General features: G+C 54.9%; 13 protein-coding genes and 1 tRNA gene. 13 read left to right on the forward strand and 1 reads right to left on the reverse strand.

The window, feature by feature from the left end; translation table 11 throughout:
• Positions 1 to 54: 54 nt before the first annotated feature.
• Positions 55 to 2,466 carry a sensor domain-containing diguanylate cyclase gene (locus tag ACYVIA_RS10245; RefSeq protein ID WP_460840422.1) on the reverse strand — a complete coding sequence of 804 codons (2,412 nt, stop codon included), beginning with the start codon at positions 2,464 to 2,466 and terminating at the stop codon, positions 55 to 57.
• Positions 2,467 to 2,814: 348 nt separating this feature from the next.
• On the opposite strand from ACYVIA_RS10245, the gene ACYVIA_RS10250 reads away from it, so the two are divergent.
• The 13 genes from ACYVIA_RS10250 (at position 2,815) to nuoI (ending at position 13,873) form a co-directional block, all read left to right on the forward strand.
• Positions 2,815 to 3,795 carry an NAD(P)H-quinone oxidoreductase gene (locus ACYVIA_RS10250; RefSeq protein ID WP_460840424.1) on the forward strand — a complete coding sequence of 327 codons (981 nt, stop codon included), beginning with the start codon at positions 2,815 to 2,817 and terminating at the stop codon, positions 3,793 to 3,795.
• A gap of 151 nt (positions 3,796 to 3,946) precedes the next feature.
• Positions 3,947 to 4,693: a triose-phosphate isomerase gene (gene tpiA / locus ACYVIA_RS10255; RefSeq protein ID WP_460840425.1), complete on the forward strand. Its 747-nt coding sequence runs from the start codon at positions 3,947 to 3,949 to the stop codon at positions 4,691 to 4,693.
• A gap of 41 nt (positions 4,694 to 4,734) precedes the next feature.
• A complete protein-coding gene (gene secG, locus ACYVIA_RS10260; RefSeq protein WP_460840427.1) occupies positions 4,735 to 5,136 on the forward strand; it encodes a preprotein translocase subunit SecG in 402 nt (133 codons plus the stop codon).
• Between the two features lie 75 nt (positions 5,137 to 5,211).
• Positions 5,212 to 5,296 (forward strand) — tRNA-Leu (locus tag ACYVIA_RS10265).
• Positions 5,297 to 5,397: 101 nt separating this feature from the next.
• Positions 5,398 to 5,757 (forward strand): NADH-quinone oxidoreductase subunit A, encoded by a 360-nt coding sequence (locus tag ACYVIA_RS10270; RefSeq protein ID WP_460840429.1) that lies wholly within the window; start codon positions 5,398 to 5,400, stop codon positions 5,755 to 5,757.
• A 3-nt stretch (positions 5,758 to 5,760) separates the two neighbouring features.
• The gene (locus ACYVIA_RS10275; protein ID WP_460840431.1) at positions 5,761 to 6,237 is read left to right on the forward strand and encodes a NuoB/complex I 20 kDa subunit family protein; all 477 of its coding nucleotides are present in this window, start codon (positions 5,761 to 5,763) and stop codon (positions 6,235 to 6,237) included.
• Positions 6,238 to 6,258: 21 nt separating this feature from the next.
• Positions 6,259 to 6,855 carry an NADH-quinone oxidoreductase subunit C gene (locus ACYVIA_RS10280; RefSeq protein ID WP_460840433.1) on the forward strand — a complete coding sequence of 199 codons (597 nt, stop codon included), beginning with the start codon at positions 6,259 to 6,261 and terminating at the stop codon, positions 6,853 to 6,855.
• Complete coding sequence (locus ACYVIA_RS10285) at positions 6,855 to 8,108, forward strand: NADH-quinone oxidoreductase subunit D (RefSeq protein ID WP_460840435.1); 1,254 nt, start codon at positions 6,855 to 6,857, stop codon at positions 8,106 to 8,108. The genes ACYVIA_RS10280 and ACYVIA_RS10285 overlap by 1 nt, the downstream gene beginning before the upstream one ends.
• A 23-nt stretch (positions 8,109 to 8,131) precedes the next feature.
• Positions 8,132 to 8,623 carry an NADH-quinone oxidoreductase subunit NuoE gene (gene nuoE, locus ACYVIA_RS10290; RefSeq protein ID WP_460840437.1) on the forward strand — a complete coding sequence of 164 codons (492 nt, stop codon included), beginning with the start codon at positions 8,132 to 8,134 and terminating at the stop codon, positions 8,621 to 8,623.
• Entirely contained in the window at positions 8,620 to 9,915 is a 1,296-nt protein-coding gene (nuoF, locus tag ACYVIA_RS10295) for an NADH-quinone oxidoreductase subunit NuoF (protein ID WP_460840439.1), read from the forward strand. The genes nuoE and nuoF overlap by 4 nt, the downstream gene beginning before the upstream one ends.
• A 44-nt stretch (positions 9,916 to 9,959) precedes the next feature.
• Positions 9,960 to 12,299 (forward strand): NADH-quinone oxidoreductase subunit NuoG, encoded by a 2,340-nt coding sequence (nuoG, locus tag ACYVIA_RS10300; RefSeq protein ID WP_460840441.1) that lies wholly within the window; start codon positions 9,960 to 9,962, stop codon positions 12,297 to 12,299.
• A complete protein-coding gene (gene nuoH, locus ACYVIA_RS10305) occupies positions 12,299 to 13,366 on the forward strand; it encodes an NADH-quinone oxidoreductase subunit NuoH (protein WP_460840442.1) in 1,068 nt (355 codons plus the stop codon). Before nuoG ends, nuoH begins: the two co-directional genes overlap by 1 nt.
• A gap of 18 nt (positions 13,367 to 13,384) precedes the next feature.
• Positions 13,385 to 13,873: an NADH-quinone oxidoreductase subunit NuoI gene (nuoI, locus tag ACYVIA_RS10310; protein ID WP_460840444.1), complete on the forward strand. Its 489-nt coding sequence runs from the start codon at positions 13,385 to 13,387 to the stop codon at positions 13,871 to 13,873.
• The last annotated feature ends 37 nt before the right edge of the window (positions 13,874 to 13,910 follow it).

A 13,910-nucleotide genomic window follows, 5' to 3' on the forward strand; every position in this document is an offset into this window, starting at 1 on the left:
GTCCTTCTATTGTCTGTGTAGGGCCGCGCGCAATAGATTGAGTAGAGGAGCGAGTCAGTTTACTCTGAGTGCGTTCTCCTCGCTTCTAAGCGAAGCCGAGCGCTTGCTGAATAGCGTCAATACGGTCGCTTCTGCATCCTTTCGTGCAGAGAAAAACTGAAACCCGTTTTTGCCACTATTCTTGGCGCGGTACATCGCGCTGTCGGCATTCTGCAGCAGGCTCTGTGCATCGGTACCATCTTCCGGGAAGATGCCGATGCCGATACTGACGCTCAGGTGCCAGTCTTCCTCACCAATGCGTAATGGCCTCGATACCTCGTCAAGAAGCTTCTGCGCAACATCTGCAGCATAGCGCCCGTTGCTCAGATTCTCGATAAGAACGTAAAACTCATCCCCGCCCATGCGCGCGATCTTGTCCGTATGCCGCAGGCAGTTATGCATTCGCTTAGCCACCTCGCGCAAGACAAAATCTCCAGCGTCATGGCCGAGCGAGTCATTGATCTCCTTGAATCCGTCAAGGTCAAGAAAGAACACTGCAAATTTTTTCTTGTTGCGACGGGCATTGTGTAATGCAAGCTCCAAGTACTCCTTGAACAAGAAGCGGTTCGGCAGGGAGGTCAAGCCATCATAGTGCGCCAGATAGCGCATCCGTTCCTCTGATGCCCGGCTCTCAATGGCAATCCCAGCGAGTCGGGTGCAGATTTCAAAGAGGCGCAAATCGTTGGCCGAAGGGCTGATTGCATCGCGATAAAAGAAGGCAAAGCTGCCCAGAATCTTGTGATTCCTTCCTAGTATCGGCCAAGATGCACATGCTTTCAGGTCATACGCCAAAGCCAGTTCGCACGATTCGGCCCAAAGGAGGTCAGTGGCGATGTCTGCAACCGTGACAGGCTCGCCTCGATAAACGGCCGTTCCGCATGAGTGGTTATACGGTCCGACGTGCGCGTCATCGATTTGTGCCACAAAATCTTGCGGAAGACTCGGTGCGACGCGGTTAGACAGTAACGCTCCGTCGTGACTGAGTTGGCGGATGGAGCATAAGCCGCGGCCCGATAGTTTTTCAGCGAAGTGCGCAATCTCCGTCAGGATATCCGACAGATTGGAGCCAGTAGCGACCATATTGAGTACGCGGTTCTGCCCCATTTGAAGATCTGACGCGCGTTTTTGGTCCGAGATGTCTCGGATGAATGCAGTAAAAGCCTGCCTGCCATGGCCACTCAACGGCACCACTGCAACTTCGGCGGGGAAGGTAGAGCCGTCGGCGTGTATCCCAGTGAGCTCGATGCGGCGATTCAGGATCGTTGATTTGCCTGTTTCATAGAAGCGTTCGATGTCCTGCCGGATCTTTCCGTGCCATTCCGCCGGAACGACGATTTCGGCAAAGGGCTTGCCAAGCACATCCGCGCCCCGATAGCCGAAGGCTGATTCGGCTGCCTGATTGAAGCTGACGATTTCACCTTTTCGGTTGACTGAAACGATGCAGTCGAGGGCTGCAGTCAAAATGGCTGTCTTGAATTTTTCGCTTTCCGCCAATGCAGCTTCCATTGCCTTGCGTCTGGATTCGCGCTCGAAGTTATCCATGGCGAATGAGATATTTTGCGCCAGTTCCTCAATCAGTTCAATCAACGCCGCGTCGAAAAAAAATTCTTGTTCCGAATGCAGTGTCAGTGCGCCGAAGGGTTCTCCAGAGCGATGAAAGGGAAAGCTTGCAATCGACCGGGTGCATACGTCACTACCGGTATGCGAGGACGAAGCAGGGCATGACGGCCACTCGCATGTACTGTTCTTTACCTGGACTTTGTTTTTACGGACTGCTGCTTCAGCCAGTGCTTCTTCCCCCGCCGCAGCGGCATGAGGTTTGGCGGACGCAGCAGAGACGAAACATCCGCTGGGGTCGATTACACCGATCCACGCGGCGTGAAAGTGTCCATGTTGGGCAGCGATCCGGCAGATCTCGGCAAAAAGCGTGTCTCGGTCACGGCTTCGCACGATGGCCTGATTTGCATGGCTTAGCGCAGCGTAGGTATCGCGCATACGCACGCTTTGGTTCTCCGCCTCTTTTCTCTCGTGAATATCGGAGAACGTGCCCAGCATCCGGATGGCTAGTGCCTGTGCATCGCGTTCCACCACTCTTCCTGCGATCTCTACCCAGCGCCATGAATGCAGGGCATCACGCAGTCGAATCTCGACGCGAAACAATGATTCTTCGTCCTCTGAGCCTTTAAGGGCGGCATGTAGCTGCCGCTGAAAACGCGTATGGTCGTCCTTGTGAATCAATGCCGGAAGATCCCGCGAACGCCAGTTTCTTGATGTGTCTGGTAACTGGCCTTGCAAGGTCGCGGCGAGCGCGCCACTGAATTGCAGGCAGTCGTCGGGTATGTGCCAATCGAAGGCAATTTGCCCCGCGCTCTCAAGCGCGAGGGCCAGGCTTTCATTGATCGCCGATGAGTGAAGTTTTTTGTTCATTGAATTTCCTTTTGGCGGCAGGGCGTATGAGCAAGCGAGGCATTGCGCAGGATTAACGACATTGCCGATTGGAAATTAAATTCATTACTTGGTTCCCAACTTTTTGTAACTTTGGAAAGCGAATGTGTAACAGGCCGTTGAGGTGGGGCTAGTGCGAGGAACTGCGTAGGATGGTGACCACCTTGGGTGCATTGCGACGTATTGTTCTCTGGCTGAGCGGTAAGGATGTTGCGTAAAATCAATTTTGTTGCCGGTTGTCATTTCTAGCGAAGCATCGGGAACACCTCAGGTACATGATCATGAAATGACTGTCGTACAATGCCCGTTTTCTCGTATGTGAGGCGAGCTTTGAGAGCGATTGAGATCGTGCGGTTCGGACTGCCAGACGTACTGCAATTGGGGACACGGACAATTCCTGTTGCTCAACACGGCGAGCTCCTCATCAAGGTGCATGCTGCGGGAGTGAACCGTCCAGATGTCTTGCAGCGTTTAGGGCACTACCCCGTACCGGCCGGGGCATCGGATCTCCCTGGATTGGAAGTTGCTGGGGAGATCGTGGACGGTGATTTGACGGGAACAAGTTATAAAAAGGGCGATCTCGTTTGTGCACTCGTGCAGGGCGGTGGCTACGCAGAATACTGTACTGCGCCAGTGCGGCAATGTCTCCCGGTTCCGAAAGGCCTGACCGCATTGGAGGCGGCTTCTCTGCCTGAGACTTTTTTTACCGTATGGAGCAATGTGTTCGACCGGGCGCAGCTTGCCAGGGATGAGACCTTGCTGGTGCAGGGAGGGAGTTCCGGCATCGGGGTGACAGCGATCCAGCTTGCCTCGGCGATGGGGCATCGTGTCTTCGCAACGGCAGGTACGGATGAGAAATGCCGCGCGTGCGAAGCCCTCGGGGCTGCAAGAGGTATCAACTACCGCACTGAGGATTTTGTCGATGCAATCAAGGCGGAAACCGGGAGCAGAGGCGTAGATGTCATTCTCGACATGGTGGCGGGTGATTATGTGCCTCGAGAAATGAATTGCCTCGCTGATGACGGGCGCATCGCGATCATTGCGTTGTTAGGTGGGTCAAAAGCTGCTGTCGACCTTGGCCAAGTGCTGCGGCGGAGGCTGACAATCACGGGCTCGACATTGCGGCCTCGTTCGGTTGACTTCAAGGCTGCGATTGCCGCCAAGTTGCGCGAACATGCTTGGCCGCTGATCGAAACTGGAAAGATCAGGCCCGTCATTCATAAGGTATTCCCCCTGGAGAGTGCCGCTTCGGCCCATGCGATGATGGAAGCGAGCACGCATATCGGAAAGATCGTATTGAAAGTGGCTTGATATCGGGGAAAGCCCGTGCGCATTCTGCCCGTATTCGTTACGTCCGTCAGTGGAACATTGCAGGGTGCAGCTAGTCAAATCGAGGCTTCCCAGTTTGACCGCAGCGCCTGCCACGGGCTAAAATCAAAAGTTATTTTATTTTTAGGTGCTTATGCGTCGCAAACTTATTGCCGGCAACTGGAAGATGAACGGCAGCCTTGCTGCCAACGAAGTCTTGTTAAATGGAATAAAGGCTGAACTTGGGCAGTCGGCATGCGCTGTCGCAGTTTGCGTGCCCGCACCATATTTCGCTCAATGCCAGTCAACATTGAGCGGCAGCCCAGTGATGTGGGGTGGGCAGGATATCTCCACGCACGAATCCGGCGCTTATACCGGCGAGGTCTCCGGCGCAATGCTGAAGGATTTTGGCTGTGCATACGTCATCGTCGGTCACTCGGAGCGTCGCTCATACCACGGTGAGAGCGATGAGCTTGTTGCGCTGAAGGTTGTCAGTGCAATCAAGGCTGGGCTTACTCCTATTCTTTGCGTGGGGGAGTCGCTTGCGCAGCGGGAGGCGGGGCAGACTGAGAGTGTGGTCGGAAGGCAGATGGATGTGGTTCTGGCTGCAATCAGCGCGTCTGATGTCGGCAAGTTGGTCGTGGCTTATGAGCCTGTCTGGGCAATTGGCACTGGCAAGACTGCAACCCCGCAGATGGCTCAGGAAGTGCACGCGATGTTGCGATCCCGTCTAGCGGCCAAGAATGCGACGGAGGCCGAAAAGGTTCAGATCCTGTACGGTGGCAGCATGAAGCCGGAGAATGCCAAAGATCTGCTCGCGATGGCAGACATTGATGGCGGCCTGATCGGTGGTGCGTCACTCAAGGTCTCGGACTTCCTTGCAATCATCAAGGCCGCGTGAGCGTGGGGCAGTAGATTTAACTTTAGATTGGAAACATATTAATGAACGCTTTGTCCACTTTCATCGTTGTGATTCAGGTGGTGTCCGCGCTGGCGATCATCGCGCTCGTCTTGCTTCAGCATGGCAAGGGTGCGGACATGGGTGCCGCATTTGGTTCTGGCGCCTCCGGTAGTCTGTTTGGTGCAACCGGCTCCTCGAACTTCCTGTCGAAATCGACTGGCATCGCAGCGGCGATTTTTTTTAGTGCGACGCTTGCACTCGCATTCGTCGGAAATAAGCGCACTGCTGCCGGCGGTGGTGTGATGGAGAATTTGCCAGCGGTACCAGCGTCTACCGCACCTACTCCTGCGACTGCAGCGCCTGCAACGACCGACTCTATGCCTACGCAAAATGGCGCTCCAGTGGCTCCGGCAGCTGGTCAAGCAAATCAAATACCAAAATAATTGATCCTGATTTTGATTTCCCGTAATTCTTCATTGAAAAAACGAGGTAAGGCAGGGTAAAATAGCAGTCTTTCAGCCGACGTGGTGAAATTGGTAGACACGCTATCTTGAGGGGGTAGTGGCGAAAGCTGTGCGAGTTCGAGTCTCGCCGTCGGCACCAATACGAATAAGGCCAGCAAGGGGTTCCCCAAGCTGGCTTTTTATCGAGGAATCTTGGTTTGATTTGCAAATCATTCAACTAACCAACGTCCGGCCCACATCGTGAACCTCGAAAATTATCTCCCCATCCTCCTTTTTATTCTCGTTGGTATCGGCGTTGGTATCGTGCCGCAGGTCCTTGGGCGTGTAATGGCGCCGTATAAGCCGGATAGCGAGAAATTATCTCCCTATGAGTGCGGCTTTGAAGCATTCGAGGACGCGCGCATGAAGTTTGACGTGCGCTATTACCTGGTTGCGATCCTGTTCATTTTGTTCGATCTGGAAACTGCATTCTTCTTCCCCTGGGGTGTCGCTATGCGAGATCTCGGTTGGCCAGGCTTTGTGACGATGATGGTGTTTATCGCCGAATTTCTCGTCGGGTTCTGGTACATATGGAAGAAGGGCGCTCTGGATTGGGAGTAAGTCATGTCAATTGAAGGTGTACTGAACGAAGGCTTTATCACAACGACAGCAGACAAGCTGATCAACTGGACGCGCACTGGTTCGTTGTGGCCGATGACATTTGGTCTGGCCTGCTGTGCGGTTGAAATGATGCATGCAGGCGCCTCGCGCTACGACCTGGATCGTTTCGGTATTGTCTTTCGTCCCTCGCCCCGACAGTCGGACGTAATGATTGTTGCGGGTACGTTGTGCAACAAGATGGCTCCGGCGCTGCGTAAGGTCTATGACCAGATGGCTGAGCCGCGCTGGGTCATCTCCATGGGTACATGTGCAAACGGCGGCGGCTATTACCACTATTCCTACTCGGTTGTGCGTGGCTGTGATCGTATCGTCCCAGTCGATGTCTATGTGCCGGGTTGTCCGCCGACCGCCGAGGCACTGTTGTACGGCATTATGCAATTGCAGAACAAGATCAAGCGTACAAACACAATTGCGCGCTAAGGCTGCCGATTAAGTAAAGATATGACGACGAAAATTGAAACCCTCGAGGCCGCCTTGCGCAATGTGCTCGGCGATCGGATTCGGAGCGTGGCCGTTGCATTGGGTGAGGTTACGGTTGTTGTCGGTGCTTCCGATTATCTGGCGGTGATGCGCGATCTCCGCGACCATCCTGATTTGCGTTTTGAAGAATTGATTGATCTTTGTGGCGTCGATTACTCAACGTATGGTGATGGCGTATGGGATGGGGCGCGCTTTGCGGTGGTTTCGCATCTGTTATCTGTGACGCATAACTCTCGTTTGCGTGTGCGGGTGTTTGCTCCGGATGATGAATTGCCTGTCGTCCCGTCGGTAGTTGATGTCTGGCCTTCCGCTAACTGGTATGAGCGCGAGGCCTTTGATTTCTTTGGCATCCTGTTTGATGGGCATAACGACCTCCGTCGTATCCTGACTGACTACGGTTTCATTGGCCATCCGTTCCGCAAAGACTTTCCGGTGTCCGGTTATGTCGAAATGCGCTATGACCCTGAGCAAAAGCGCGTGATTTACCAACCCGTGACGATTGAGCCGCGTGAAATCACTCCGCGTGTTATTCGTGAAGAAAAGTACGGGATGAAATAATGGCTGAAATCAAGAATTACACCCTGAACTTTGGTCCACAGCATCCCGCTGCGCACGGTGTGTTGCGACTTGTGCTGGAGTTGGACGGTGAAGTCATCCAGCGCGCCGATCCGCATATCGGTCTGCTGCATCGTGCGACCGAAAAGCTGGCTGAGCAAAAGACTTTCCTGCAGTCCGTGCCGTACATGGACCGTCTTGATTACGTGTCGATGATGTGTAACGAGCACGGCTATGTTCTCGCGATTGAGAAGTTGCTGGGAATCGAAGTTCCACTTCGCGCGCAATACATCCGTGTGATGTACGACGAGATCACGCGTATCCTGAACCACCTATTGTGGATCGGTGCGCACGGGCTTGACGTTGGCGCGATGGCGGTCTTCCTTTACGCCTTCCGTGAGCGTGAAGACCTGATGGATATGTACGAGGCGGTATCGGGGGCGCGCATGCATGCCGCCTATTATCGTCCGGGCGGCGTTTATCGCGACCTGCCGGATTCCATGCCTCAGTACAAAGCATCGGCAATTCGGAACGAGAAAGCGATTAAGCAACTAAACGAGAATCGCCAAGGTTCGCTGCTCGATTTCATTGAAGATTTCACCAACCGTTTCCCCGGTTACGTCGACGAGTACGAAACGCTGTTGACGGATAACCGTATCTGGAAGCAGCGTCTGGTCGGCATTGGCGTTGTGTCTCCGGAGCGCGCCATGGCGATGGGCTTTACAGGCCCGATGCTGCGCGGATCGGGTGTTGCGTGGGACTTGCGGAAGAAGCAGCCGTACGAAGTGTACGATCTTCTCGACTTCGATATCCCGGTTGGTGTCAACGGCGACTGCTATGACCGTTACCTGTGCCGCGTCGAGGAAATGCGCCAGTCTAATCGCATCATCAAGCAATGCGTTGAGTGGTTGCGTAATAATCCGGGCCCGGTGATCACCGATAACCATAAGGTTGCGCCCCCATCGCGTGTGAACATGAAGTCCAACATGGAAGAGCTGATCCATCACTTCAAGCTGTTCTCGGAGGGATTCCATGTGCCGGAAGGCGAGGCATACGTAGGCATTGAACATCCGAAGGGCGAGTTCGGCATCTACCTGATTTCGGACGGTGCCAACAAGCCTTATCGAATGAAGATTCGCGCGCCTGGCTTTGCGCATCTGCAAGGTCTGGATGAAATGGCGAAAGGCCACATGATCGCCGATGCAGTAACGATCATCGGCACGCAAGACATTGTGTTTGGTGAGATTGACCGATAACCCGCGCAGAGCAACGCGCACCGATGGCTGACATTATGCTGTTAAGTCAAGAAGCGTACAAAAAAATCGATCGCGAACTCGCGAAATTCCCCGCAGACCAAAGGCAGTCCGCCGTAATGGCCGCTCTGGCCATTGCGCAGGATGAAAAAGGCTGGCTTTCGCCTGAAGTGATGCAGGACATCGCCGATTACATTGGTATGGCAGCGATTGCCGTACAAGAGGTGGCGACCTTCTACAACATGTACAACACCAAGCCGGTTGGCAAGCACAAGATCTCCGTTTGTACCAACCTGCCTTGCGCCTTATCCGGTGGTGAGCGCGCTGCGCACTATCTGAAGCAAAAGCTCGGCGTCGACTACAAGGAAACGACTGCAGATGGCCAGTTCACCCTCATTGAAGGGGAATGCATGGGCGCCTGCGGTGATGCTCCTGTGATGCTGGTAAATAACAAGCGCATGTGCAGCCATATGTCGAACGAGAAAATCGACGCGCTGGTGGAGGAACTGAAGAAATGACCTGCCTGCACGACCGCCATATCAATCCGCTGATCCTCGCAGGCCTGGACGGCAATAACTGGCATCTGGCCGACTACGTCAAGCGTGGTGGTTATGAGGCGCTGAAACGAATTCTGAGCGAAAAAATTCCGCCGGAGCAGGTCATCGCCGAGCTGAAAACCTCATCGCTTCGTGGTCGCGGTGGTGCCGGTTTCCCCACAGGGCTGAAATGGAGCTTCATGCCGCGCCAGTTCCCTGGCCAAAAGTACCTCGTCTGCAATACTGACGAGGGTGAGCCGGGCACATTCAAGGATCGTGACATCATTCGCTACAATCCGCATGCACTGATTGAGGGCATGACCATCGGTGCGTACGCAATGGGAATCACGCAGGGTTACAACTACATCCATGGTGAAATCTGGGCAGCATACGAGCGCTTTGAAGAAGCGTTGGAAGAGGCCCGTGCGGCTGGTTTTCTTGGTAATAACATCATGGGCACCGACTTCAGCTTCCAGCTGAATGCATTTCACGGCTACGGTGCGTATATCTGCGGCGAAGAAACGGCACTGCTCGAGTCGATCGAAGGCAAGAAAGGACAGCCTCGCTTCAAACCGCCGTTCCCCGCGAGCTTCGGCCTCTACGGCAAGCCGACAACGATTAACAACACCGAAACCTTCGCGGCAGTCCCATTCATCATGCGCATGGGCGGCGAAGCGTACGCTGCGCTGGGCAAGCCTAACAACGGTGGTACAAAGATCTTCTCGATTTCTGGTGACGTTGCGCGGCCGGGCAACTATGAAATCCCGCTCGGCACGCCATTCGCGAAGCTGCTTGAGCTTGCTGGCGGTATGCGTGACGGCAAAAAGATCAAGGCCGTAATCCCAGGTGGTTCATCGATGCCGGTGTTGACTGGCGAAGTCATGATGAATACCGACATGGATTACGACTCGATCGCCAAGGCCGGCTCAATGCTTGGTTCCGGGGCAGTCATCGTGATGGACGAAACACGCTGCATGGTCAAGTCGCTTCTGCGCCTGTCGTACTTTTACTTCGAAGAGTCTTGCGGTCAATGCACGCCGTGTCGCGAAGGCACCGGCTGGCTCTATCGCATGGTTCATCGTATCGAACACGGACAGGGGCGCGCAGACGATCTCGACATGCTGAATACGATCGCGGACAACATCCAGGGGCGCACCATCTGTGCACTCGGTGATGCAGCCGCAATGCCGGTACGAGCATTTGTGAAGAACTTCCGTGACGAGTTCGAATATCACATTACGCACAAGCGTTGCATCGTACCCGCCTACGTTTAACAAATCCGGTACGCACTACGTACCCAACGGCATAGAACAGAGCCATGGTTGAAATCGAAATTGACGGCAAAAAAGTTGAGGTGCAGGAAGGCAGCATGGTGATGGACGCTGCCAACAAGCTCGGCACCTACATCCCCCATTTTTGCTATCACAAGAAACTGTCCATCGCGGCAAACTGCCGTATGTGCCTGGTAGAAGTGGAGAAGGCGCCGAAGCCGTTGCCCGCATGTGCAACGCCGGTGACCAACGGCATGGTTGTTCGCACCAGCAGCGACAAGGCAATCAAGGCGCAAAAGAGCGTCATGGAATTCCTGTTGATTAACCATCCCCTCGATTGCCCGATTTGCGACCAAGGTGGGGAGTGCCAGTTGCAGGACCTGGCAGTGGGCTATGGTCCGGCGGCATCGCGCTATGAAGAAGAGAAACGCATCGTCGTGCCCAAGGATGCGGGGCCGCTGATCTCCATGCGCGAGATGGCGCGTTGCATACATTGCACCCGCTGCGTACGCTTTGGCCAGGAAATCGCCGGCGTCATGGAGCTGGGTATGCTCAATCGCGGCGAGCATTCAGAAATCACGACATTTGTTGGCAATACGGTCAATTCCGAGCTGTCGGGCAACATGATTGACCTCTGCCCGGTCGGTGCCTTGACGTCTAAGCCGTTCCGCTACACAGCGCGGAACTGGGAGTTGTCGCGCCGCCGCTCTGTCAGCCCGCATGATGGCTTGGGTTCGAACCTGATTGTCCAGGTCAAAGGTGGCAAGGTCATGCGTGTCCTTCCTCTGGAAAACGAGGCCGTGAACGAATGCTGGTTATCTGACAAGGATCGATTCGCCTACGAGGGATTGAACAGCAGCGATCGCCTGACCGTTCCGATGATCAAGCAGGATGGAAAATGGATCGAGACCGATTGGCAGACTGCGCTTGAATATGTCGCGCATGGCTTGAACCACATTCGCCAGGATCATGGAGCGGATTCGATCGCTGCGCTGGCTGCGCCGTATTCCACCCTTGAAGAACTCTCGCTCTTGCAGAAACTGGTGCGTGGCCTTGGTTCGGATAACGTCGATTTTCGTCTGCGTCAGTCCGACTTCGCCCTCGACGGCAAGCTGGTTCCATGGCTTGGCATGTCGATCCAAGAGTTTGGCGAACTCAACCGTGCCTTCGTGATCGGTTCCTTCCTACGCAAGGATCATCCGTTGCTTGCGGCTCGTCTGCGTCATGCCGCAAAACGTGGCACGACGAAGGTCAGCATCCTGCACGCAACCGACGACGATCTGTTGATACCTGTTGCTAACCGACTGATCAAGGCGCCGTCCGAGTGGCTCTCCGGTCTTGCGGAAGTAATCAGCGCCATCGCCCAGGCCAAAGGGATCGCCGCTCCTGAAGGGTTCGCCAATGTACAAGCTGGCGAGGTGGCGAAAGGTATCGCTGCAAGCCTGCTGTCCGGTGAGCAGAACGCTGTCGTCATGGGTAACGCTGCGGCACAACATCCGCAAGCATCGCAGCTGCACGCAGCGGCGCAATGGATCGCACATAACACCGGCGCCAAGTTTGGATACTTGACTGAAGCGGCAAACACCGTCGGTGGCTACATCGCGAATGCGATTCCCGGCAAAGGCGCAAATGCAATCCAGGCATTCTCTCAGCCGCGTAAGGCATATGTCTTGCTGCACGCCGAGCTGGAATTGGATTGCCATGATCCGCAGACAGCACGTGCAGCACTGACCAAGGCTGAAATGGTCGTCGCCATGTCTCCATATAAGCATGCTGCCGAATATGCCGACGTGATGTTGCCTATTGCACCTTTCTCCGAAACGTCCGGTACGTTTGTTAACTGTGAAGGACGAGCCCAAGGCTTCAACGGTTCGGTAAAGCCACTTGGTGAAACCCGCCCGGCATGGAAGGTATTGCGTGTGCTCGGCAATATGCTTGAACTGTCCGGCTTCCATTACGAGACTTCGGAAGAGATCCGCCTTGAACTGCTCGGATCGAAAGTGGCAGAAGAGGCAGACTTAAAATCCCGGCTAAATAACATCGTGGATCTGCTGCCGAAAGCCGCGACGCCCGGCTCTGTCGCGCAGTGCGAGCGTATCGCTGATGTGCCGATTTACTTCACCGATGCCATTGTCCGGCGTGCAGAATCATTGCAGCAGACACACGATGCGCAGGCTCCGAAGGCGTGGCTGTCGGCAGTCCTTGCGCAGAAACTTGGCGTCGCCGATGGCGCGCAAGTGAAAGTGACGCAAGGGCAAGGTGTGGCGGTGCTAACTGCTGCCGTTGACGCGAAACTGCCTGAGAATGCGGTACGCGTGGCTGCAGGCCACCCGTCAACAGCTGGTCTGGGTGCCATGTTCGGCGCAATCAATGTGGAGAAAGCGTAATGGATCAAATGTTCATGACCATCAACGCCACCGGGCAAGACTGGTTTGGCGCCACATGGCCGGTGATCTGGACATTGGTCAAGATCGTCGTCGTCGTATTGCCGCTGATGGGCTGCGTTGCCTACCTTACCTTGTGGGAGCGCAAAATGATCGGCTGGATGCACATTCGCCTCGGCCCGAACCGGGTTGGTCCGGCAGGCTTGCTTCAGCCTATCGCCGATGCGCTCAAGCTCTTGCTGAAGGAGATTGTTGTGCCGGCACGTGCGAACAAGGCTTTGTTCGTTATCGCACCGATCATGACGATTATGCCTGCGCTTGCGGCATGGGCCGTCATCCCGTTCGGCCCCGAGACTGTACTCGCGAACGTCAACGCGGGCCTGCTGTTCGTGATGGCAATTGCGTCGATGGAGGTGTACGGCGTCATCATCGCAGGATGGGCGTCCAACTCCAAGTATGCATTCCTTGGCGCGATGCGCGCATCTGCACAGATGGTCTCCTACGAGATTGCAATGGGCTTTGCTCTGGTCATCGTTTTGATGGTATCCGGCAGCCTGAACCTCACCGACATCGTGATGGGGCAGAGCAAGGGATATTTTGCTGACAAGGGCTTGAGCTTCCTGTCGTGGAACTGGCTCCCGTTGTTGCCGATTTTTGTGATCTACGTAATCTCTGGTATCGCTGAGACCAATCGCCATCCTTTCGACGTGGTTGAAGGTGAATCCGAAATCGTTGCAGGTCACATGGTTGAGTATTCAGGTATGTCTTTCGCGATGTTCTTCCTGGCTGAATACGCGAACATGATCCTGATCTCCATCCTCGCGTCACTGATGTTCCTCGGCGGCTGGGCCGCACCGGTGGCCTTCCTCGACTGGATTCCGGGCTGGATTTGGCTGGGTATCAAGACATTCTTCGTCGTTTCGCTGTTCATCTGGGCTCGCGCGTCTTTCCCGCGCTACCGGTACGACCAGATCATGCGCCTGGGCTGGAAGGTATTCATCCCGCTGACACTCGCTTATCTGGTGATCGTAGCGACCTGGATGCAGACACCCTGGAATATTTGGAAGTAAGGAATAGGGCTGATCAAAATGGAAGCCATTAAAGACTTTTTCGGCAGCTTGATGCTCCGCGAGCTGCTCAAGGGATTGGCCTTGACCGGGCGTTACATGTTTGCCCGGAAGATTACAGTGCAGTTCCCGGAAGAGAAAACGCCGCTGTCACCCCGTTTTCGCGGACTGCATGCGCTGCGCCGATATCCGAACGGTGAAGAGCGCTGCATTGCATGCAAACTGTGTGAAGCGGTCTGCCCGGCCATGGCCATTACGATCGAATCCCGTGAGCGCGACGACGGCACGCGTCGGACTACTCGTTACGATATCGATCTGACCAAATGCATCTTCTGCGGATTTTGCGAGGAGTCCTGCCCGGTCGATTCGATCGTTGAAACGAATATCCTGGAGTATCACGGCGAAAAGCGTGGCGACCTCTACTTTACGAAGGAGATGTTGCTCGCAGTTGGCGACCGCTATGAGAAGGACATTGCCGCGGCTCGCGCAGCGGATGCTGCATATCGTTGATTCTGCTTGATCTGGCCTGTCCAGGCTGACTTACTTG

Source organism: Noviherbaspirillum agri (assembly GCF_054780595.1).